At 37.8% G+C, this 20,223-nt stretch carries 18 protein-coding genes; 14 read left to right on the top strand and 4 right to left on the bottom strand.

Annotated elements, in window-relative coordinates; genetic code table 11:
- Positions 1 to 99: 99 nt before the first annotated feature.
- Both M901_RS11445 and M901_RS11440 read left to right on the top strand, forming a co-directional pair.
- Complete coding sequence (locus M901_RS11445) at positions 100 to 1,134, top strand: aminopeptidase (RefSeq protein ID WP_081653436.1); 1,035 nt, start codon at positions 100 to 102, stop codon at positions 1,132 to 1,134.
- Between the two features lie 35 nt (positions 1,135 to 1,169).
- Complete coding sequence (locus tag M901_RS11440) at positions 1,170 to 2,108, top strand: RimK family alpha-L-glutamate ligase (RefSeq protein WP_021278353.1); 939 nt, start codon at positions 1,170 to 1,172, stop codon at positions 2,106 to 2,108.
- 53 nt (positions 2,109 to 2,161) lie between these two features.
- On the opposite strand, the gene M901_RS11435 is transcribed toward M901_RS11440, so the two are convergent.
- Positions 2,162 to 3,001, bottom strand: coding sequence for a hypothetical protein (locus M901_RS11435; protein WP_034721899.1), 840 nt, complete (start codon positions 2,999 to 3,001; stop codon positions 2,162 to 2,164).
- A gap of 105 nt (positions 3,002 to 3,106) precedes the next feature.
- Here M901_RS11435 and M901_RS11430 point away from each other — a divergent pair, with 105 nt between their 5' ends.
- A complete protein-coding gene (locus tag M901_RS11430; protein WP_021278345.1) occupies positions 3,107 to 3,559 on the top strand; it encodes a hypothetical protein in 453 nt (150 codons plus the stop codon).
- A complete protein-coding gene (locus tag M901_RS11425; RefSeq protein ID WP_021278340.1) occupies positions 3,543 to 3,947 on the top strand; it encodes a hypothetical protein in 405 nt (134 codons plus the stop codon). The genes M901_RS11430 and M901_RS11425 overlap by 17 nt, the downstream gene beginning before the upstream one ends.
- Here M901_RS11425 and M901_RS11420 read toward each other — a convergent pair.
- Positions 3,918 to 4,757, bottom strand: coding sequence for a hypothetical protein (locus tag M901_RS11420; protein ID WP_021278352.1), 840 nt, complete (start codon positions 4,755 to 4,757; stop codon positions 3,918 to 3,920). The two genes, M901_RS11425 and M901_RS11420, sit on opposite strands and share 30 nt — an antisense overlap.
- A gap of 141 nt (positions 4,758 to 4,898) precedes the next feature.
- Between M901_RS11420 and M901_RS11415 the strand changes: the two genes are divergently transcribed.
- Complete coding sequence (locus tag M901_RS11415) at positions 4,899 to 6,281, top strand: hypothetical protein (RefSeq protein WP_157679973.1); 1,383 nt, start codon at positions 4,899 to 4,901, stop codon at positions 6,279 to 6,281.
- A 54-nt stretch (positions 6,282 to 6,335) separates the two neighbouring features.
- Here the strand turns inward: M901_RS11415 and M901_RS11410 are convergent, their stop codons facing one another.
- Entirely contained in the window at positions 6,336 to 7,961 is a 1,626-nt protein-coding gene (locus M901_RS11410; protein ID WP_021278351.1) for a ChaN family lipoprotein, read from the bottom strand.
- Between the two features lie 31 nt (positions 7,962 to 7,992).
- Complete coding sequence (locus M901_RS11405) at positions 7,993 to 10,839, bottom strand: hypothetical protein (RefSeq protein WP_021278341.1); 2,847 nt, start codon at positions 10,837 to 10,839, stop codon at positions 7,993 to 7,995.
- Between the two features lie 243 nt (positions 10,840 to 11,082).
- Between M901_RS11405 and M901_RS11400 the strand changes: the two genes are divergently transcribed.
- The 9 genes from M901_RS11400 (at position 11,083) to M901_RS11360 (ending at position 20,037) form a co-directional block, all read left to right on the top strand.
- Positions 11,083 to 12,000 carry a hypothetical protein gene (locus M901_RS11400; RefSeq protein WP_021278348.1) on the top strand — a complete coding sequence of 306 codons (918 nt, stop codon included), beginning with the start codon at positions 11,083 to 11,085 and terminating at the stop codon, positions 11,998 to 12,000.
- A gap of 13 nt (positions 12,001 to 12,013) precedes the next feature.
- Entirely contained in the window at positions 12,014 to 12,604 is a 591-nt protein-coding gene (locus M901_RS11395; protein WP_021278343.1) for an RsmD family RNA methyltransferase, read from the top strand.
- Between the two features lie 42 nt (positions 12,605 to 12,646).
- Positions 12,647 to 13,132 (top strand): pantetheine-phosphate adenylyltransferase, encoded by a 486-nt coding sequence (gene coaD / locus M901_RS11390; RefSeq protein WP_021278342.1) that lies wholly within the window; start codon positions 12,647 to 12,649, stop codon positions 13,130 to 13,132.
- Positions 13,129 to 14,352, top strand: coding sequence for a pyridoxal phosphate-dependent aminotransferase (locus tag M901_RS11385; protein WP_021278347.1), 1,224 nt, complete (start codon positions 13,129 to 13,131; stop codon positions 14,350 to 14,352). The genes coaD and M901_RS11385 overlap by 4 nt, the downstream gene beginning before the upstream one ends.
- A 74-nt stretch (positions 14,353 to 14,426) precedes the next feature.
- Positions 14,427 to 15,407: a hypothetical protein gene (locus M901_RS11380; RefSeq protein ID WP_021278356.1), complete on the top strand. Its 981-nt coding sequence runs from the start codon at positions 14,427 to 14,429 to the stop codon at positions 15,405 to 15,407.
- 134 nt (positions 15,408 to 15,541) lie between these two features.
- Positions 15,542 to 16,540, top strand: a complete 999-nt coding sequence (locus M901_RS11375; protein WP_198295394.1) for a hypothetical protein — start codon at positions 15,542 to 15,544, stop codon at positions 16,538 to 16,540.
- A gap of 111 nt (positions 16,541 to 16,651) precedes the next feature.
- Positions 16,652 to 17,965, top strand: a complete 1,314-nt coding sequence (locus tag M901_RS11370; protein WP_021278350.1) for a PhoH family protein — start codon at positions 16,652 to 16,654, stop codon at positions 17,963 to 17,965.
- A gap of 15 nt (positions 17,966 to 17,980) precedes the next feature.
- Positions 17,981 to 18,544: a PilZ domain-containing protein gene (locus M901_RS11365; protein WP_021278355.1), complete on the top strand. Its 564-nt coding sequence runs from the start codon at positions 17,981 to 17,983 to the stop codon at positions 18,542 to 18,544.
- Between the two features lie 92 nt (positions 18,545 to 18,636).
- Positions 18,637 to 20,037 carry a membrane protein gene (locus M901_RS11360; protein WP_021278354.1) on the top strand — a complete coding sequence of 467 codons (1,401 nt, stop codon included), beginning with the start codon at positions 18,637 to 18,639 and terminating at the stop codon, positions 20,035 to 20,037.
- Positions 20,038 to 20,223 lie beyond the last annotated feature (186 nt).

The following is a 20,223-nucleotide window of genomic DNA, read 5'->3' as shown; positions in this document are numbered from 1 at the left end:
CAAAAACAATGTCTCTTAAGGGAGCCGTAAATACTGCTTTTAAAGCTTTGAGTGGGATGAGGCAAGAGATCAGTAAGTTACTCTGCAGGGCTTACATGGATTATTTTAAGGCCTCTCAGAGCGGTTTTAATTTTAATACTATTTAGTTCTTGCGCAAAAATAGGATATTTAACAGAACAAGGCCTTGGGCAGATGAAAATCTTAACAAGTGCGAAGGAAAATTCTGAAGTTTTAAAAGATCCTAATGTCTCCGAAGATCACAAAGTAAAAATCCGAAAAATTGAAAAGTATAAGCAGTTCTTTTACCAGTATTGGCAAAGAGAAGCTTCTGAGATTTATAGTGAGACGACTCTTTTAGAAAGAGACGCTGTGACATATCTTGTGATTGCTTCTAAGCCGACAGAAGTTAAGGCAAAGCAGGAGTGTTTCCTATTCTATGGCTGCTTCCCGTATCTTGGTTTCTTTGACGAAAATTCAGCTAAAGACTATGTCTCAAAGCTTGAGGAAAATGGCCATGAGACCTATAAGAGAAGGGTTCTGGCCTATTCTACACTGGGGACTTTTGATGACCCGATTCTTTCAACATTCTTTCAATACAGTGAATATGACCTTGCTGAAACTATTTTTCACGAGCTTTTTCACACCATTTTCTTCATCGATGATGAGGTTGATTTGAATGAGAATCTTGCAAATTACTTTGGAAAGCAAATGCTCTCACTGTATTTTAAAGATAGGGAGAAGTTAAAGAGGCACTTTGAGAATGAAGAGAAGAGTGCCCAAATTATGCAAGAAATTGTGGCCCAATCAAAAAATCTTGAGTCCATTTTAAAGAGAGAGTCATGGCAAGAAGATAAGAAAGTCTTTCTTGAGAGAGATTTTCCCAAGGCAATTCAGAAAAAGTGTGATGAGTTGAAGGTTAATCATTGCTGGCCTCTTAAGATGAAGTGGAATAATGCCACTTTTGCGGCCTTTAATACTTATGAAAAAAGCCAAGATCAGATTAAAGAGCTTGGTGAGTCCTTCAATGGTGATCTTAAGAAGTTCTTTGTCTTTATCGAATCAAGATATAAGAGTTATCAAAAGAAAAAGTCCGAGATTGGGACAAGTTTTGAAAAATATCTGCTTTCTAGATAGTTTGTGCTAGTATTTGCTCAAAATGGAGTACATATATGGCACATATTTTATTTATCGATCCAATTGAAAAACTAGTCGTTAAAAAAGATTCAACAATGTTGATGGCCCTCACCTTAAAAAAGAGGGGAGAAGAAGTATACTTTCTCTTTGAAAATGATTTCTTTATTCAAAATACCGGGCAACTGACTTATCAATGTTATGAATTTGACGGAGATATTGAAGATAACTTCTACGTTTCAAACTTTTCACTAACTCAGTCAAAATCTGTTTTAATGGATGAGAATATTACTTTCCATATGCGAATTGATCCTCCTTATGATTCACGCTACCAAAGATATCTGTGGATGCAGCAATTTCTTGAAAAATATGGTGTGAAAGTTGTAAATAACCCTGTTGGGATTATGAAAAATAGTGAAAAACTTGAGGCCTATAAGAGAGAAAATAGTCTTCCAAGCTTTGTCGGATCATCTCTTTCTGGGGCCACTCAATTTGTAAAACAATTAGAGGCTGAGGGGGTGAGTGAGCTGATCTTAAAGCCTCTCGATCTCTATCAAGGTATTGGTGTTGAGAAAGTGACTATCGATAATCAATTTGAAACAATCTTTAAAAAGAAGAGCGATGAGTTTCAAGGACCGGTTGTGGTTCAGCCATTTGATGAGTCAGTTACTGAGGGGGAAATTCGCTCAATTTACTATAAGGCACAGGAGTTAGGAACAATTCTTAAAACACCAAAGGCCGGAGAATTTCTTGCCAATATTGCTCAAGGAGCAAAGTACGAAAGATATGAAATGGCACAAGAATTAAAAGATGAATGTTTCGAAATTTGTTCGGATCTTTTAAAAGATGGTGTTGATTTAGTGGCCTTCGATATTCTTGGAGGGAAGATATCTGAAGTCAATGTGACTTGCCCTGGTTTATTGGTGGAAGTTTCAAGCGCAATGAAAGAGAATCTTGCCGAAAAAATGTTTCTATAAAAAAAAGGGAGACAATAATTGTCTCCCGATATTCAAAAAAATAATTCAATCATTTAATATCTTGGTGCCGAAGAAGGAAAGTCCTTAGTGTGGTCTGTCGAGAACTGAATATCGAACTTCACACAACTTGTATCCCAAACTTGTCCCATTGGACAAACACCATTAACAGCAGCGTCTGATTCACTATAACCTTGGTCAAGATAGTTTTGACAAGCGTAATCCCATCTCACTCCTAGAACCTCAACAACAAGAGGAGCGGATGTGTTGGGAACTGTAAATTCCTTAACTTTCGAAACCTGTCCAACTGTAACTTCTTCAAATGAATGAGTATAGATACAAGAGCCGGTTTGTGATCTTAAACAAATATCAACCGATAGTTTCTTATATGGATTTCCTAGATACTGACATTTATTTCCAAGAGAATCATTTGTATTTTGTCCCGGAGCAGATTGAGGTCTAATTCTCAGATTAAATCTTGCATCGGTATAAAAGATTCCTTGGTCGGAAGAACTTAATTGATTTGTTGATGACCATAGAGGACCACCATTTGGATAGAATCTATTTAGTCCACCTGTCCCGTGTAGGGCAATATTTCCAATTGTGATATATTCTTGAGTTTGGCCACCGTCAGCGACACCGTCTTCATTACCATCACCATATCCCGTTCCATCATCAGTTTGCTCTCCAGATGAGCCACTTCCTGATCCACTGCCATTAGAACTACCACTATTACCATTGCCATATTGGTATTGGTCATTATTGTAATTATTATTTGAACTACTCGATGTTGAGTTTGTCTTTCTCTTTGTTTCCATACAGCCCACTAGTAGTAGACATAGGATTAGAGAGTAAACTGATTTCTTATTTCTCGTTAATTTGTTCATAAACTTCATAGTAAAGCCTCGTTCTTACAACTTCTCACAATCTTATCGGTATCTAGTGGAAATTCTTTAAAACTAGATGTAAGTACTCGGTTTCAGGTATTGACCACCCAAAATATGAGGCCTAAACTTATATTTGTGAAATATGACCATGTGATAGAAGAGCTATCCGACAATTTCTTTCCCTTTTCATTCTATCTCTTAGAAGATGAGCTTCAAGCACTACAACTGGTTGTTGATGTGACAACAGCATGTATGGTTGAATCTAGCGAAATATTGCAACGTCTCGACCTTCTAGAGAATCGTTTGAAAATTTATAAGAAACTCTTCGATCTTGCTCAGAAGAGAAGGGCGCAAATTCAATTAGAGGAAGTTCAGATCTCTCTAAAAGAAAAGGCCGCACTCTATCTCAGTGAGAAAGTCGGAATATCAAATCAAAGATTATCACTCTTTTTAGATATTGAAGAAATTGAGCTTCTTCAATTCATCTCTAGTGCAAGGTACAAGGCCTTATTAAGAGCGAAAGGTATTGAGAGTGGAAAAGGACAAATTCGTGCAAACGGAATCTAGTCATCATTGTTTTCATTCAAAGCAAATCGGGGCCCATCATCTTAAGAATCCAGATGAAAGACTAGGGCTACATATTGAATCATGTGTGAGCTGCAAGACAAAGCTGACGAAGTTGATAGAAGAGCAGAAGCTTCTTGAGTCGAGTTTTAAGAACTACCAGATTCCTGAAGATGTTAAAAGAGAGCTAAAGCAGGAGCTAGAAGAGGTCTTCGATTCTTTTACACCTAAACTTAAAGACAAGATAGCCAAGAGCACAAAGGAGCTACAAAAAGAGGCCAAGACAAACCTCTTTCACTTCTTAGTGCATTTTTTCAATCCAACTCATATTAAGTTGATTGTCATTACTGTTGGAGTCTTTCTAATTGCGAGATCTTTGATTAATGCCTAGTTGGAAGTAAGCGGTATACTTTCCATTTTCATCTTTTAATTCTTTGGCCACATTTGGGATCTTAGTCATTTTTCTTAGGGCCTTCTCAAAGATTTCGTGAACCTCATCGTCCTCACTACTTTTTAAAATCGTAATCTTCTCAGCATTACCATCTGAATCATAGACAATTCTAGCTGTAAGAACATCGGCACCATGATTGCGAAGAGTATTTTGGATATAAGGCTTTTCATCAACCGCATCGAGAACAGTTGATTGAATAGAGGTGATATATTTGATCGCTACACGACGAAAGAAAGAGTAGAAGACCTTTTCAAATTCATTAAGTTGATCGGGAGAAATTCCCTTTGGTGGAACAAATTTAACATTATAGTCTGTCACTTGATTAAGAAGAGGATTCTCTTCTCTTTTGGCCTTGACAGCTTCTTGCATGATTTGTCTTTGAGCATAATTTATTTGCTGAACTTTCTTCGCCACTCGAGCGCGTTTACTAGGTTTTACAATCTCTTCTTTCTTTGGCGGCTTATCAGATGTTCCTTGCTTTTGTGAAATAGCAAATTGTTTAAGAACATCAAGCCCATCTTGTTTTTGAGAGGGAATATCTGCGATTTTCTTATGTTGAGAGTCTTCCTTACCAATTTCTCTGACCTTTTGGCTCGGTTTTAATTTGATTGAAACCTTCTTATCTTTCCAAATATTTAGGTCAAGTTTTTGTCCGAGTGGGATCACGAGAACAATGATATGTGTCTGAAGTGTAATGAAAGCAATGAGTAATTTAATGGCCCAGCTATAACTGCTGTTAAAGTCTTTCATACCTGTATTCTCCCTTTAAAAAGCCCTCTTGCAAAGGCAAAATTTAACTAGGGATGACGTTTGGGGCAGGCTTAGGTACAATCTTGGTAAGGGCAGGAGCGCCCGAAATTGTCATGAACGTGATATCAAGGACTTATCGTAATGAGCAGGATGCTACTACAACGATTATCAAAATCTAAAATTTGGTTAATTGGCCTTTCATCTGTGGCCTTATTCTCTGTTGGTCATATGTTTAAAGACCTCAGTGGAAAGTATAGAAGAGTGGGTGAGATTAGAAATGGTCTCCAAATCTGTTCAGCAAGAACCAATCAAACTTTTACAGCATCAGTCATAGGCGATACGAGCTCTATCTATATGGATAGTAATTTCACTTCGGCAACTGAAGAGTGTTTTGCAGAGGCCTCGTCTTTAATAGAAGATTATAAAGGTGCTTCAGAAACAATTTCTAAGAAGATGAATGTTCTTAGCTCTTCTGTACACTGGTTTCACGAGGCCCTCAGATCATCGGGGAAGGGGTTTTCTGTAAAGGATAATTCCAATTCTTCTGAGATTGGTACTAAGTTTCAAGTAGTAGAAGAGAATACTGATTCAACACTAGAGCTTATTGACTCTCATGTTGATGGATTGAATCAATCACTTTCAAATCTTAAATTAGCTCTAAGTCTGATTGGACTTGTTCTTATCACTTCTGGAGGATGGGAATTTGTTGATAGAAGAAAATTTCAACTCGCAAAGAAAGAAGTTGAAGATGAAGCACTAGCTGAGCTTGTTTCTGATGATGTTTCAACAGCAATGAAAGTCGAAGAGATTATTGTGAATGCCCTTGATTTAAATGAGATGACTCATTGTTCAAAGCTTATCACAACTTATAGACAGAATGTCCTAAAGTCGATGGAGCAGTCTGAGATTTCTCAAGCAACTCCAATGGCCATGGTATCAGGTCTTAATGAAGAACAAATTGAAGAAACAGCTAATAAGATTTGGGAAGAATCAGAAGTTATGGATGAGGCCATTGCCACAACAGAACTTGAGCCTCTCACTTCTAAAGTTGTCGACCACCTAGCAAATAAGCTCATTGCTGAAGGGATTATCGTCGACATGAATATGGATGACTCAACAGTAAGAGGTGAGTCTGAAACTCTAGAGCAGGTTATCTACTACGTTATCCTTGATGCTCTAATGAATACTAATAAAGCCGATGAAAAGAGAATTGCCGTAAAAGGTAAGACTCTTGGAAGTGTTTATAGTCTAGAGATTTCTTCTCATGGAGAAGGAAGAGATACAGCAGAGAATACATCTGTTTCAATTGCTAAAGAGCTTCTCTCTGAAGTTTCAGGAAGAATGGAACTTGCCAATCTCTATGGTGAAGACAAGGATGTTATTGGTAGAAAGATTCGCGTGATCATGAAAACAGCAACAGCTCAAGTTCAAGACATCGCAGAAGAAACAGCATCAGCTGGTAAGACTCTTGTTCGTCTTGAAAAGGGAACGAAGAAAGAGCTAATGGAAAGACTAAGCGTTTAATTTATAGAAAATTGATATTAAAGAAGCCACTCATTTGAGTGGCTTTTTTTATTATTAGAATTCACGTTTACGAGAGCTTTTATAGTCAAAATCTTTAAGGACAATCTCTTTGAGTCGAAAGAAAGACTCATCACTAAAGTCTGTAGAGTAGATAATCTTCAGGGCTTCTTTTATCTCTTCTCTATTTTTTACATAGTAATTGTCAAAGAGCCTATCGGCGAAGATGTGACCGAGTTTTCTTGAACTAGAAAAGATCCCATGTAGAGGAAGTCCCTTTAAGTTTTCTTTGACAGGCTGATCGTTATCTAAGAGAGCAAGAATTGCTTTAATACTATTCTTTCTCGATTGCTTGATGTGGTTTTGACGAAGCTGCTTCTTATAATCAGCATACATATCGCATTTACGATAGGGGTTAATGAGTTTGGAAGCAAAGTATCCACAAATACATTGATAGAGGAAATAGATAAAAATCTCTGATCTCTTACGACTTGTGAGTAAGTCAACTGGACGAAAGCGCTTTTCCTTTAATGCCAGATGATGAATATGTACTCCTGCCAGGTATGAAACTCGATTGATCGAATAGTTGGGGCAGAAGTAGTAATTAGATTGCGGCAGACGAAAACTGCGGCCACGCTTAATCAAATTATTATAGAAAGTGATAAGTGCCATATTCTTAATTTTTTCAAGGTGAGTTTGAACCTTCTCAAGATTAATATGGTCATAGAGGTGGAAGTCATCGAGGTTTCTTTCCTTCACTTTTGGTCTAAAAGCTCTGAGAACCTCTTCACAGATAAAGAGAAAGTTATCTGGTACATTGTCAGAGAAATTGATTGCACCAGTTTCAATAATATATTCATGTATATCAAATTCCGGATCTTCACTTAAGTGCTCATACCAATAGATCTGGCTTTCATACTTGAGCCAAGGTGCGGAAGTTATCAGTGCAAACTCACGTCCCGTGAACTTTACAACCTTATCCTTGGTCAGCTTATTGTCCTTAACTAGCTTCCAATAAACCTCATCCAAATTCTGATGAATAATAGTTTGAATAACACTCTTATTGGTTGCTCTAAGAACCTTTTCTGGAAGTTTATTCTTCACAATATGATACTCACCAAAGAGCACGAGAATCTTTCTCTCTGGGTTATTCTTATGATAATTGGCAATAACTCTTGAGGCCTTTTGGTCACGACTTTTTAGAGTTCCCTCTGTGTTGAGGGCCAGTAGGGGAATATTCTCTTTCCGAGCTATTTCAAAGAATTTCTTATAATAGGTCCATGGAAATCTCCATGACTCGGTATAGTTAATAGACTCTAGGAACTCAAGTTCTGTAATATGATTATTGATAAAGTAATCAATATATTTCTGATTCTTAATATGAACGAACTCGAGACCAATCGCAAAGTCATACTGCTTTGAGGTGAGTATCCTCATCAGCCTTTCAAGATTTCGAGTACTCTGATCAAAGGTATGAAAATCTCCAAGATAGATAATGTCGGAGTCTTCTATTGAGCTAAAGAGCTCTTGCATATTAGAGTCGCTGAATTTTCTTTGAGCAGATTTTTGTTGATCGTTTTGGTAGGTTAATAACTGAGCTGAAGGCTTGCCCTCCAAGTTATTGGCCTTGTTCTTAAGATAGCGATAAATACTTTTATGGATTCCTTCCAATGTATTTTTCATAACTTAGTAAAGTTTAGCACAACTCTCAGTTTTATGAATTAAAAATTTGTCCAATGATAATATCGTTGAGTTGTTGATGAGACTCTTTGATTGCTTCTTCTAGTGAGCTTTCAACTTCATTGTGTCTCTCAACAATTGATTTCAGATCACTTGCTGCAGGAAGCTCTAGCGATTGAAGAATTTTAGAAATTTGCACACCTGCCGCATTAGTTAAAATGAACTGAGCAAAGTGAAGAAGTGTATGCTCACCATGCATTGAGAAGAGCTTTGCTGCTTCAGAGTAGAGCTCTAATGAGTGTCCAGTATCTGATTTAACAAGTTTTGTATGTGTCAGAGGAAGATGAATATCATTTCTCTCTCTTAATGAGGCCTCGAGGTAGAGATCTTCATTAACAGGGTAGATTGGATACTTGTCTAGAGTGACAACTTCCGACATGATCGCTGGATTAGAATAATTCACCGCAAGTGAGTCAGAGCTTCCAGACTTAATTTCAGTCAGGGCTTCTTCAACTAGGTACTTAAAGCGTGAAAGAATACAACTCACGTGCCATGGGTACTTCTGCTTAAGAATACTGACCATATTTCTTGAGTTCTTAATTTCTTCTACTAAATTCTTAAGATCTAGTGAAAGAAGTCTCGTCTTATCTAGAGTGAAGATATTCAGGGTCTGAGCGTGGTGCTCAGGTAGAGTATCCGTCTCCATAATAAACTTCGGAACAAGCATGGCCTTAAGCTTAGACTTCGTCTTCTTGAGTCCACCATTGAAAGTCAGTTGGATAATTTGCTTTCCAACACTTGTATCAAAAAACTCTCTAAAGAGATTAATATTGAGGTTTCCAACTTTTGGAATAAGACCAAAATATTGGAAGTAGGCATTTCCATATTCTTCGACTTTGGCCTTAAAGAGATCTGCTGTTGTGAGCTCCACACTAATATCGTGCTCATTTGAGAAGTTTACGATGAGTAGGTATGGGAATCTCTCTTCAGCTTTAACTGCAAGCCCAAGTAGGTCTGAAGTGTAGTTTTCAGACTTTGCAGAAAGACTTTCTACAATGAAGAACTGATCAAATGGGATACACGTTCTTGTTAGCTTCTTAAAGTAGCTAGGGTGAGTAATATTATTTGAGTCACCGTTATTGCTAAGTAGTTTTCCATTTAGGATAGCATCTTGATGGAACTCAAAGAAGATTCCTGGCTCTGTCTCTACTTGGAAAAGAGGTGAGTTAATCGTCTCTTTTGACGTAATGAACTTGTGGAATTCTTCTCTTAGATTACCAAACTTAGAAAAGTGAGAAAGTTGTCCTTGGAAATTCAAACTAAGACATGACTCTTTCTGAAGTTTAGGCATTGTATTTGAGTAGAGGTCCATTCTGTTGTGGAAAACTCTCTTACTAAATACATAGAGATACTTCGCAACCTCTCCCTTTCCTTTTAAGTCTTCAAAGTTCACGCGAGCGTGAAGCTTATACTTATTGAGGAGTCCTTCTACTTTTTCTGAGTGAGAAGGGACGAAGAGTTTTTGGTTAGAAAAGATATACATATAACCATTATTTGCTAACTTCTCACCTGTGTTGTGGATTTGAGTTAATAAATAGTGGTGTGGGTTCTTCTTTGGAAGTTGAGTACAATTAATAACTACGCGGTCATAAATACTCTCATCTGCCTGATCATTATTTGTTGCCGCATCAAAGATCGACATTTGCCCTAGAGCATCAGTTTTTGCCTTGGCATTCTTTTGCTTAAAGAGTGAGCAAATTAATGAAACAGGATTGTGTCCTTGCGCTGCTGACATCTTCACTAGGAAAGTGAGGAATTGAAGTTCCTGACAAACCTTGAGGTAGTCACCAGTTTTAAAGTCTCTTCCTTTAAAGTCTGGGCAGATAACATCTTCCCACTTCTTATTTACGTTATTTTCCTGGGCCAGCCAATGTGAAAGGGCCAGAGAGTTAAGGAACTCACCAGTAAAAAGCGTATTAAGACACTTTGGTTCTGAATCAAAATTAAAATAACCATCGTGGTTTTCAATCCACTCCGGAATATAGATCAGAAGATCATTGATAAAGAGTCCGAAGTTTCTGTTGCTAATAGCATGAGAGAAAATTTCGAAATCTTTGTCTTCAAGTTTAAGACCTAGCTCAACAGGGACTTCGTGATTACAAACTTTGAGGAATTCAACTGAACCTAGCTCAGAGAGAATCGCCGACAGTTTCGTCACGACAGTTGCCATCTCACTAGAAGGTCTAAACCAACTGAAGTGATTATTACTTAAGGCCTCACATCTTAGTTCTGTTGAAGAGGCCTTTTTGAAGAATTTTGCAATGGCCGAATCAGGATTGAGAAGATCAATCGTTGATAATTGCTTCGTTTGAACTTGTGAAAGTAGCTTTAAGAATCTTGTTTTTAAAAGGTAAACATTAACTGCTCTTAGGCAGTAAATATCGAGAAATTTCTGAATCGTCGCTCTATGTGGAGAGTGCTTGTCTAAGTAGTGTGACCAAAAGAGGTTATAGTCATTGATCTCAGATGCATTCAGACATTCGCTTTCAACATAGGCCATGAATTGGTTGTAAACAGTGAGCTTCAGAGTTTTATTTCTAGAAGGGAATGTCTTAACTAGTTTCGAGGCCTCACAGTAGAGTTCTTTGATAATATTTTTCAGTTTGAGGGCATCTTTCGTTAGAAGACTTTCACCTTTCCACTGAGGAATAACGTAATTTCCGATTGAGAATGCTTGTTTTGGGGCAACTTCTTGAGCTTGAGCGGGGCTCTGCTCGTGCACACGGGCTTGCGCCAGAGAATTATTCTCTGGTAACAGCTCATTTTTAGAGGCTGCTGTATTTCCAAGCCAATTAGCGGCCATGAAAGGTCTTTTATTCACCTTACGTCTTCCCCAAATATTTCAAGTGCGAGTTGTGTGTTCTCTATATAATTTCGAGGCGTTAAATATATCTGGAGTGCACGAATTTGTCATGAAAAAATTCAGTTTTTGGACTTTGTGTTGGCCTGTAAGTCTATGTAATTATAGGGGATAAATTTCTTAAAGATTCTTACAGCTATGACGATAAGCAGTATAAGTGGATTTCGCTTATAATGTAAAAGAAAATTTATTTTGGAGAACCCCATGGAAGATAAGCAACTTGAAGATGCGCTAGCTGAAACGATTCAAAAGAGTTTTAATGACTCGGAGTTAGAAGATATTCTCAATGAAATTGAAAACTTAGAGAAAGTATTTTCTGATGAATCTGCTACATCTGAAGGTGGGGACGGTCTTAAATTAGAACAAGCGAAGCCAAACGATCTTCAAGAGGCCATTGACGCTGAAGTTGCGAGTATCGCAAATGAAATGGAAAGTGTTCTCGATGAAAATCCACAAGCTCAAGCCGAAGAGGTATCAATGTCAGATTCAATTGAAACAGAAGAACCAATGATTGAACCAGAGCAAGTTATTGCAGAGGATACTGATGATATCTTCGCCCAAGCTGAAGCTGAAGTTGAGGCCTTAACTGAGCCAGAAGCAGAAGTTACTGCTGAGCCAATTGTGGCCGAAGAAAGTGATGATGAAGAAGTGGCCTTCACGGCTGATGAAATTGCTGCAATCGAAGAATCTGTGGCAGATATGATTGATGAAACTGAAGAAGTTGTTTCAGAAGCGGCTCCAGAAGTGACACAAGATGATGTTATGGACGCAGTCATGGAGCAAATCGAAGCTGATGAAGAGGTGACTGATAATGTTGTTCTCTTTAATAATTCTGAACAAACTGCACCAGCGCCAGCACCAGTTGCATCACCAAGTGCATCAAGTTCACAAGTTGACTTCAATGCAGCCGGTTCAATGGACCTTAATATAAACTTCAATGTTGCAGGGCAATCGGCCAATCTTAAAGTTGAAAATGGCGGTCTGACTTTACATATGAATGGAGTTCAACTAACTATAAGCGAAGAATCTGGATGCTCTGTTCAGATGGATGGTGGAGTCCAATTTACTATTCCACTAGATAAGGCCGGAGCACATAGCGATTCAAAAAAAGACGCAGCTTAAAATTAGGTAATCAATGAGTATTTCAATATTAGGTGGGCATGCTTCTGGGCATGCCCTTTTTGTTCCCAAAGGTGACAGTACTAGACCAACAACGGTAATGCTTCGAAGAAGATTCTTCGATGCACATCAAGACTGTTCGGGTTTAATCTTTGTAGATATTTGTGCTGGAACAGGTGCGATGGGCTTAGAGGCCCTTTCTCGAGGTGCAAGTGAAGTACTTTGCGTCGAGAAGAATAAGCATGTTATCCGTGTTTTGAAATCTAATGCTGAGGCCATTTCTAAAAAAGTGCCTGAAGCCAAAGTTAAAATTGATATGGCAAGTGCTGATCAGTGGCTTGAAAGATTTCTTAGAGTTTATAAAACTTGGGATGAAGAAAAGAGACAGAATACGTATCTCTATATTGACCCACCTTATGAGTTAAAAGATCTTTATAAGAAGTGCCTGACACTTATTAAAGAATCTGAGTTTGAAGGAGTCCTTTGGATCGAATCTGATCGTCAAAAAGGAATACTTGAAAAAGATATCAATTCAGTTGGGTATCAGTTTGCAAAAGTCTACAAACAAGGAACGAGCTTTATTGCGCGTCTTTCGTCTTTAGAGTAAAATTAAGCCTGTAAATTAGAATTTTTAGAAAAGGGTAATTTTATGAAGAAGGCCATGTATGCTGGGACATTTGATCCATTCACAAATGGTCATTCCGATATTCTCAAAAGGTCACTCTCTGTTTTTGATGAAGTGACAATTCTTGTGGCAAAGAGTCCAACTAAGACCCCTCTATTTACTGCTGAAGAGCGTGTTTCAATGCTTAAAGAAGCGTTTGCACATGACTCAAGAGTTCTGGTTGATTCATGGGATGGTCTTATTGTTGATTACGCAAGAAAGAATAATATCGATTGTATTATCCGTGGTCTTAGACCGACTGGTGACTTTGAGGCCGAGTTTCAAATGGCCTCAATGAATAAGAGACTCTATCCAGAAATAGAAACTGTTTTTCTTGTGACAGAAGGGCAGAACTACTATGTCTCAAGTTCACTAGTTAAAGAAATATATAAACATGGAAGAGATATTGGAGAGTTCCTCCCTGAAAAGATTTATGAGTGGCTCCTCAAAAAAGGAAAAGGAAAACTGTGAATTTAGCGAAGAGAATTGAATCAATTGGTGAAAGTGTAACTCTCAAGTTGAATGCAAAGGCCAATCAACTCGCTGAAGAGGGAAAGAAGATTTACAACCTCACAGCAGGACAACTTCCATTTAGACCACCAAAAGAATTTGTCCAAGGAATCCGTGGCGAACTGGATTTTCTAGGAAGTTTTCAATATAGCCCTGTTGCAGGTGATAACAAATTAAGAGAAAAGATTCTCGATTACTTTCAATTGTCTAGGGGAGTGAACCTCGAAGATGTTGACTGTGATTTTGCCACGATTGTTGGTAATGGTGGTAAGCATGTTATCTCAAATATTTTTGCGACACTGGTAAACCCTGGAGACGAAGTTGTTCTTATTGCTCCTTATTGGGTTTCTTATCCTGAAATGATCAATATTTATGAAGGACAAACAAAGATTGTAAAAACTGATATTTTCAATGCTTTCACTCCTTCTTTGGAAGATATTGATAATGCTATAACTGATAAGACTAAGGTCATCGTTATTAATAGTCCTAATAACCCATCGGGAAATCACTATAGTGATGAATGGATGAAAGACTTTGCAAAACTTATGCAAAAGTACCCAGATGTCTTTATCATTAGTGATGAGATTTATTTTGAGCTTAACTACTTTGATCCCGCGCCGACTTATTTCTACCAACATGATTCGTCTCTTTTAGAAAGAACAATTATCGTTGATGGCATTTCAAAGAACTTGGCCTCAACTGGTTTAAGAATTGGATATGCCATTGGTAATAAAGAAGTGATTCAGGCAATGTCTAAGATTCAAAGTCATACAGCTTCAGGTTCATGCTCTCTCATTCAAAAAGCTCTTCTGAAATTTGATATGTCTCAAATTAAAGAGTACTTAACTCCAATTAAGAATCATCTAAGAGATAATTCTCTCATCGTGAGAGAGAAGTTTAGAGAAGCCAAGCTTGATAAGTGTTGGTATCAAACTCACTCGGCCTTCTACTATATGGTCGACTTTTCTCAATGCCCAGTTATTGAAAAACATAGAAAGGGTGAGGATGATAAAACGGACTATTCTTCTCTGTTATGTGAGGAAATTCTTGATAAGTACGGCGTTGCTATGGTGCCTGGGGAGGCCTTTGGAACACCTAACTGTGCGAGAATTAGTTTAGTCCTACCAAAAGATAGCTTTGATGAGGCCATGGGTAGAATCATCGAATTCTTAGTAGGTTAGTCTTACCGTCTTAAATAAACTTTCCATATATAGGATACTATAGCCTAGGTACGTGAAGTACCTAGGAGTAGTGGATGGTTTTACTCAGAAAAATAATTACTTGTATTTCACTTTTTACACTTACACTTTCATGCGGAAAATCTGCTGATGAAGTGGCTGAAAGTCGTATGGTCTCAGTGGAGAAACTTCTTACAGATGGAAACTGTTCAGAGGCCTTATCTAAAATCAATTCATTCCCGGCAAGGCCTGAAGATGCGCGCTATGTGAAGCTTAAGGCTTCTGCTTATGCTTGTAAGGCAGACTATACAACAGCAAGTTTGATTACAGATCTTAAAGACCTATTTAGTGCAGGGGTTAGTGCTAACTTTATTAGTTCATTGACAACTATGAGCTTGGCGCAAACCAATGATGGACCAATCAATTCATCATATACAAATCTCTATACAGCCATTGAGGCCCTTCTCTTTTCAGGGGATACGGCAACAACAGAGAATCCTACCGCTTCAAATAGAATTGCAGACTTTAATACTACTGAAGCTGATGAGATAAACTCTTATCTTTTTTACCTACTTCTCACAGAAATGGGGAAGTACTTTTACTATTATGGTGATACCGATAATACTGGGGCCAAGGGTGGAAAAGGAAATCATCTTTGTCTCATGAGTTACGATAATGTTGGAAATATTGCGGCTATTTTAGGGGCCGGTGCAACGGGGAGTTGTACTGCAACTGGACAGTCTGGTTCTCCAGATTTGAGAGCTAGTGCAGCAGCATCTATTAACGTTAATCGTGCCTGCCAAGGGATCGTTCTCTTCAATAATTTCTACGATACTTTCCCAAATATTGCACTTGGAAGTTTAAGTGGTGTTGATCTTTCATCACTTCAAACAGTATTGGATACTGGATTTACAACGCTTCTGTCGGTCGGAGGTCTTACAGATTCTTCAATCGTTGATATGAGAAGTGTCGAGCTTTGCGAGTCACAATTTGCAACGAATACAGATGATATTCAAATCTACTTTGCGAATGTTTTTGAAACACTACACAGCTTATAGGATAGGAACTGAGAACACTTTTTTTACTTCTATTTAGTTTTACCACTCTGGCTTCTGAGATTGTATATCTCGGAAGAAGTGTTCGTGCTTCATTAATGGGGGATGCTTGGACGGCCCTTTCTAATAATGACGAAATGACTCTCTTTTATAATCCTGCAAGTCTTGGTGGAAATAACTCAGTAAGTTTCTATCCTTTGAATATGAGATTAGGTGTGACGAATGCACTTGATGATATGGATCGCTTTAAAAACTTTCCAAAGAATGATCCGGACGCAATTGTTGATAGGCTTATTGGTTTTCCCATTTATGCCGAAGCATCTGCTTACCCAGGTCTTAAGATGATGAGATTTGGTTTCAACCTCTTCGCTTCAAATAAGTTAAGTCTTAACTTGAGAAATAGAATTCACCCTTCATTTGAAATTGATTATCGCTATGATCGTGGTTTTGCCGCAGGTTTTGCTTTTAATATTCTTGGGGGAGTGAGTGCTAAAGGTAAGAAGCTTGGAAGTGGTAAGCGCCTCTCTGTTGGATATAACTTAAAGTATATTCGAAGAGAGGGTGTAAGAGGAGAGTTTGATGTTTTCGGAACAGGTCTGCTTGGGAAGATCAATAGTGGTTTCCAAAACATTCAAGATATCAAAGATGCCTTTGGCTTTGCTGAAGGTAAGGCCTTCGGACACGATCTTGGACTTGAGTTTGCAATTGGAAATGGAACTTCTGAATTTGTCTCAGGGCTCTCTGTTTTAAATGTTGGTGATATCTATTTTAGAAAGCTCTCAAAAGGAGAGGCCGATGTCCCAAGACAAGAGATGTATGTGAATGCTGGCTTCGCTTTTAAACAAGACTTTAAAATTGTGGATTACGCACTTTCAATGGACTTAAAACCAATCAATCTTCCTATTCCTGTCGCAAGGATGATTCATTTAGGGGCGATGGTTAATATTCCTTTCTTTTCTTTCTATGGAGGAATGAGCGAAGGTTATATTAGTTATGGTGCAGAAGTGAGATTCTTCCCATTTAAGCTCATCGCTGGGTTCTATGATGTAGAACTCGCCTCTGAATATAAAGAAGAAGCAGGGAAAAGGGCGATCATTTACCTCAGTTTCTTTGATGCCGAATTTGACATCTTCTGACATTACACTCTGCCCAATAGGGATTCCCGACTTTATTTATAGACAGTTAGTTTTTTAATACCCTAAAATTATTAGTGTGGAAAATTTATTTCCATCTATGTCACGGAGGGCATGTTGAGAAAAACATTCGTTTTGGACACAAACGTAATTCTATTTGATCCTATGGCCATTTTTAAATTCTCTGATAACGATGTGTTTATCCCACTCGTTGTTGTTGAAGAAGTTGATCGTTTTAAGAAAGATCAAAACGAGAATGGTAGAAATGCTAGACACTTTTCAAGACTAGTTGATGAGTTGAGACAGAAAGGCTCTCTCATGAAAGGTGTGGATCTTGATAATGGTGGGACGCTGATTATTTCAGTTGATAAGAAATTTGATAATGTTCACGAGGCCATTGATTTAAGAATTAATGATAACCTAATTCTAGCTTCGGCTCTTGCTCTTAAAGACGCAGGGGAAGATGTTCATTTAATCACTAAGGATATTAACTTAAGACTTAAGGCAGATATTCTTGGATTAACAGCAGAAGATTATGGAATGAAAGATGTAAAGCTAGAAGAGCTTTACTCTGGATACCGCTATCTTCCTGTTGCAAAAGAAAAGCTTGATGAGTACGAAAAGAATCGTTTCCTCATGCTTGAAAATGCAGAAGAGTTAGAAATTCATCCAAATGAATATTTAATTGTTCATGAGGAAGGAAATGAAAGAAGAAGACTTCTTGGAAGATATAATAAGCAAAAGCTAGGAATTGTTCCTCTTATCCCAATGAGAGAAGGTATTTGGGGAATTTACCCAAAGAATATGGAGCAGCAGTTTGCACTAGATGCTCTTCTTAATGATGATATCAAACTTGTTTCTCTTGTTGGTAAGGCCGGAACAGGTAAGACTCTCTTAGCTATTGCAGCTGGACTAGAGATGACGATTAATCAAGAAAAGTACTCACGTCTTCTCGTTTCTAGACCAATTCAGCCAATGGGGAAAGACCTTGGTTATCTTCCTGGAGATGTTAATGATAAGCTTGGTCCTTGGATGCAGCCTATCTTTGATAATATGGACTTTCTCTTTGATCAAAGAAGAGCTGGTACTAATTCTTCTTATGAAGACCTAATGGATCACGGACTCCTGCATATTGAGCCTTTGACTTATATTAGAGGTCGTTCAATTCCAGGGCAGTACTTGATTGTTGATGAGGCCCAAAACTTATCTCCACACGAAGTTAAAACGATTGTAACTCGTGCAGGTGAGGGAACAAAGATTGTTCTAACAGGTGACCCTCAACAGATCGATAGTCCTTATCTCGATGAGATTAACAACGGACTTGCTTACGTTGTCGAAAGACTAAAGACTGAAGAAATTATTTCTCACGCGACACTTACAGTTGGTGAGAGATCGATGCTATCTGAAACAGCATCGAAACTTCTATAATCGGTTAAGAAGAAAATGGCACACTCTCAGAGAAACTTTCTTAGGGCACCTGTTAACGATGAGATTCTCTATCTCTGTGATGGTTATGTTCTAAAAGGTATGTGTTCAAATATCTCTGAGGGTGGTGTTCTTCTTAGTCAGTTGGGAAAAGTTCCTGAACAAAAAGAGTTTTCTGTTCTTATTCCGCTTATTCAGTACCCAGAGTTTTCTAAAATTGGTCCTCAGAAAATAATCTCTGTCGAGAGATCTTCTTTTGATATCGAGATCATTAGGGCCAAGGTCAATGTGGTAAGAAGCTTTGAAGGAAAGAGCGAAGTTGAAAAGATCCTTATTAAAAATATAGGTGCACAGTTTGTGACATTAACTGGGGCAGATAAGGTTTTAATTGTGGATTTTGTTAATACCTTCACGAAGAACCTCATTCACTTACTCACTCTTTTTGAATCACAGTCATCTAAAGGTGCCAATATTTCTTATATTCGCAAAATTGCCGAGCTTCTAGGTTATGACGGAGGAGCTAAACTGCCTTTGTTGAGACAGCGAGTTCTTCATGATTACCAGTCCTTAGAGTCTCTATAGATCATTGTAAACAGCCTGCGTCTTATTGGGCTTGAAACAACTTGAATTAATTCTTCATTAAACTATTTTTAGTGTAAAATGATCTGGTGTTAATGCTTGCAACGACTAAGCATCGCGAATATGCCATTAATCATTTTTTGGCCGTTTCGTTATTGCTCTTCTATTACTTCTTCTTTGACCACTTAGGTTTATTTCCCAATGTGCTTTTCACATTGAAGGCCTTAATTGTCGTCGACTCGATTTTTGGAGTTCTCTTCTTCTTTAATGTTTTTGGTAAGAAGTTAGATCTATTCTATGCCATTTCCGCAATGATAGAGGCGTCTGTTTGGATGATTTATCCCTTAAGTGACAATCTCTCTGCTCACTCTTTGATGTGCTATATGGGTGGGGTTATTATTCTCTGTCTCCACTTGCAGTTAACTAAAGTCCGTTATGTTTATATTTACTTTATAACAATTCTAGCGGCAGTTCTCTATATTGGAGATCTAAGAGTTGGGACAATGGTTCTAGGGCATGTTCTGATTGCTTGTTTCTTAACGATTGAGATTATTCGCTTTAAGACTGCCTCTGAAAGAATTAGTAAAGAAAACGAAGTCCTAAGGGCCAAGCTACACAATAAGAATTACTTCTCCCATCATTTATTTAACCCCTTAACGATTATCAAAGGAATGCTGATTCAAGAGGGAATCCCTCGAGAAAAGGCCAGGGAAAGTATTAAGAACTGTTTAGATAGAATGAATAATGTGATGTCTCAGTATGACTATTCTGAGGAGCATATTGTGAGTCGTAATAGAATTGAGTGGACTGAGAAAAAGAAGTTTGAGTCAATGACTTCAAGTGTTGGTATATCAATTCTTATTATCTCTATTCTCTATGCAACAAACTTTACTTTTAAGACACTTAGTGATGGCTTTCACTATAATGTAATCCCTTCGATTCTTATTATCATTCTCTCAGGTCTCTTTTATTTCTTTATCGATATAGAGAAGAGCCAAAAGAAGGTTCTCTCAAAACTGGTTTACTTTCTCGTTCTTTATCAAATTTTAATGGGAGTTGAGTTCTATTACACTTCTAGAGACAATATTGCTTTAGGCGTCTTTCTTGCCGGACTTATTTTCTCCCAGTCGATTTCATTTATCGACAAAAAGAAAGTCACAATATTGATCTCTCTGAGTGCCTTCGCTATCTCTTTTGTGATTAAGGATTTTTATTATACCATCATGTTTGTGGCCTTTATTCTCTATTATGCCAAGGTTGTTATTGGCTCAAAAATGATTAGTCAAAAATTTGAAGAGGAAATCGCACTTAATGAAAGGATGCGTGCGGTATATGATGAGTACCGCACAAAAGCAGATCAGATTATTCCTACATTTAATGAGCTGGATAAAGAATTAAGGCATTATCTCGAAAATATGGATGATTCTAATGATTTAGAGAAGTATGTGATACACGACAGAATTGAAGAACTTATTTTAAAGGTTCGTGAAGATTAACTGTCACAAAAACGTTGAACCTATCACTTACTAAGAAAGAATCTTAGGAGGTTAGATGAAAGCGTTACTACTTATTTCTTCATTATTATTTTCCATGGCCTTTGCCAAAACTGAGAAATGGCAAATTGACCAGGCCCATTCTAAGGTTGTTTTGAAACTCCCCACTTAGTAATTCCACAGTAGAAG

The sequence above is a fragment of the Bacteriovorax sp. DB6_IX genome (genome assembly GCF_000447775.1).
Taxonomy (GTDB): Bacteria; Bdellovibrionota; Bacteriovoracia; order Bacteriovoracales; family Bacteriovoracaceae; genus Halobacteriovorax_A.
Note: the sequence above shows the minus strand (reverse complement) of the source record. Positions and strands in the feature narration are given on the sequence as shown.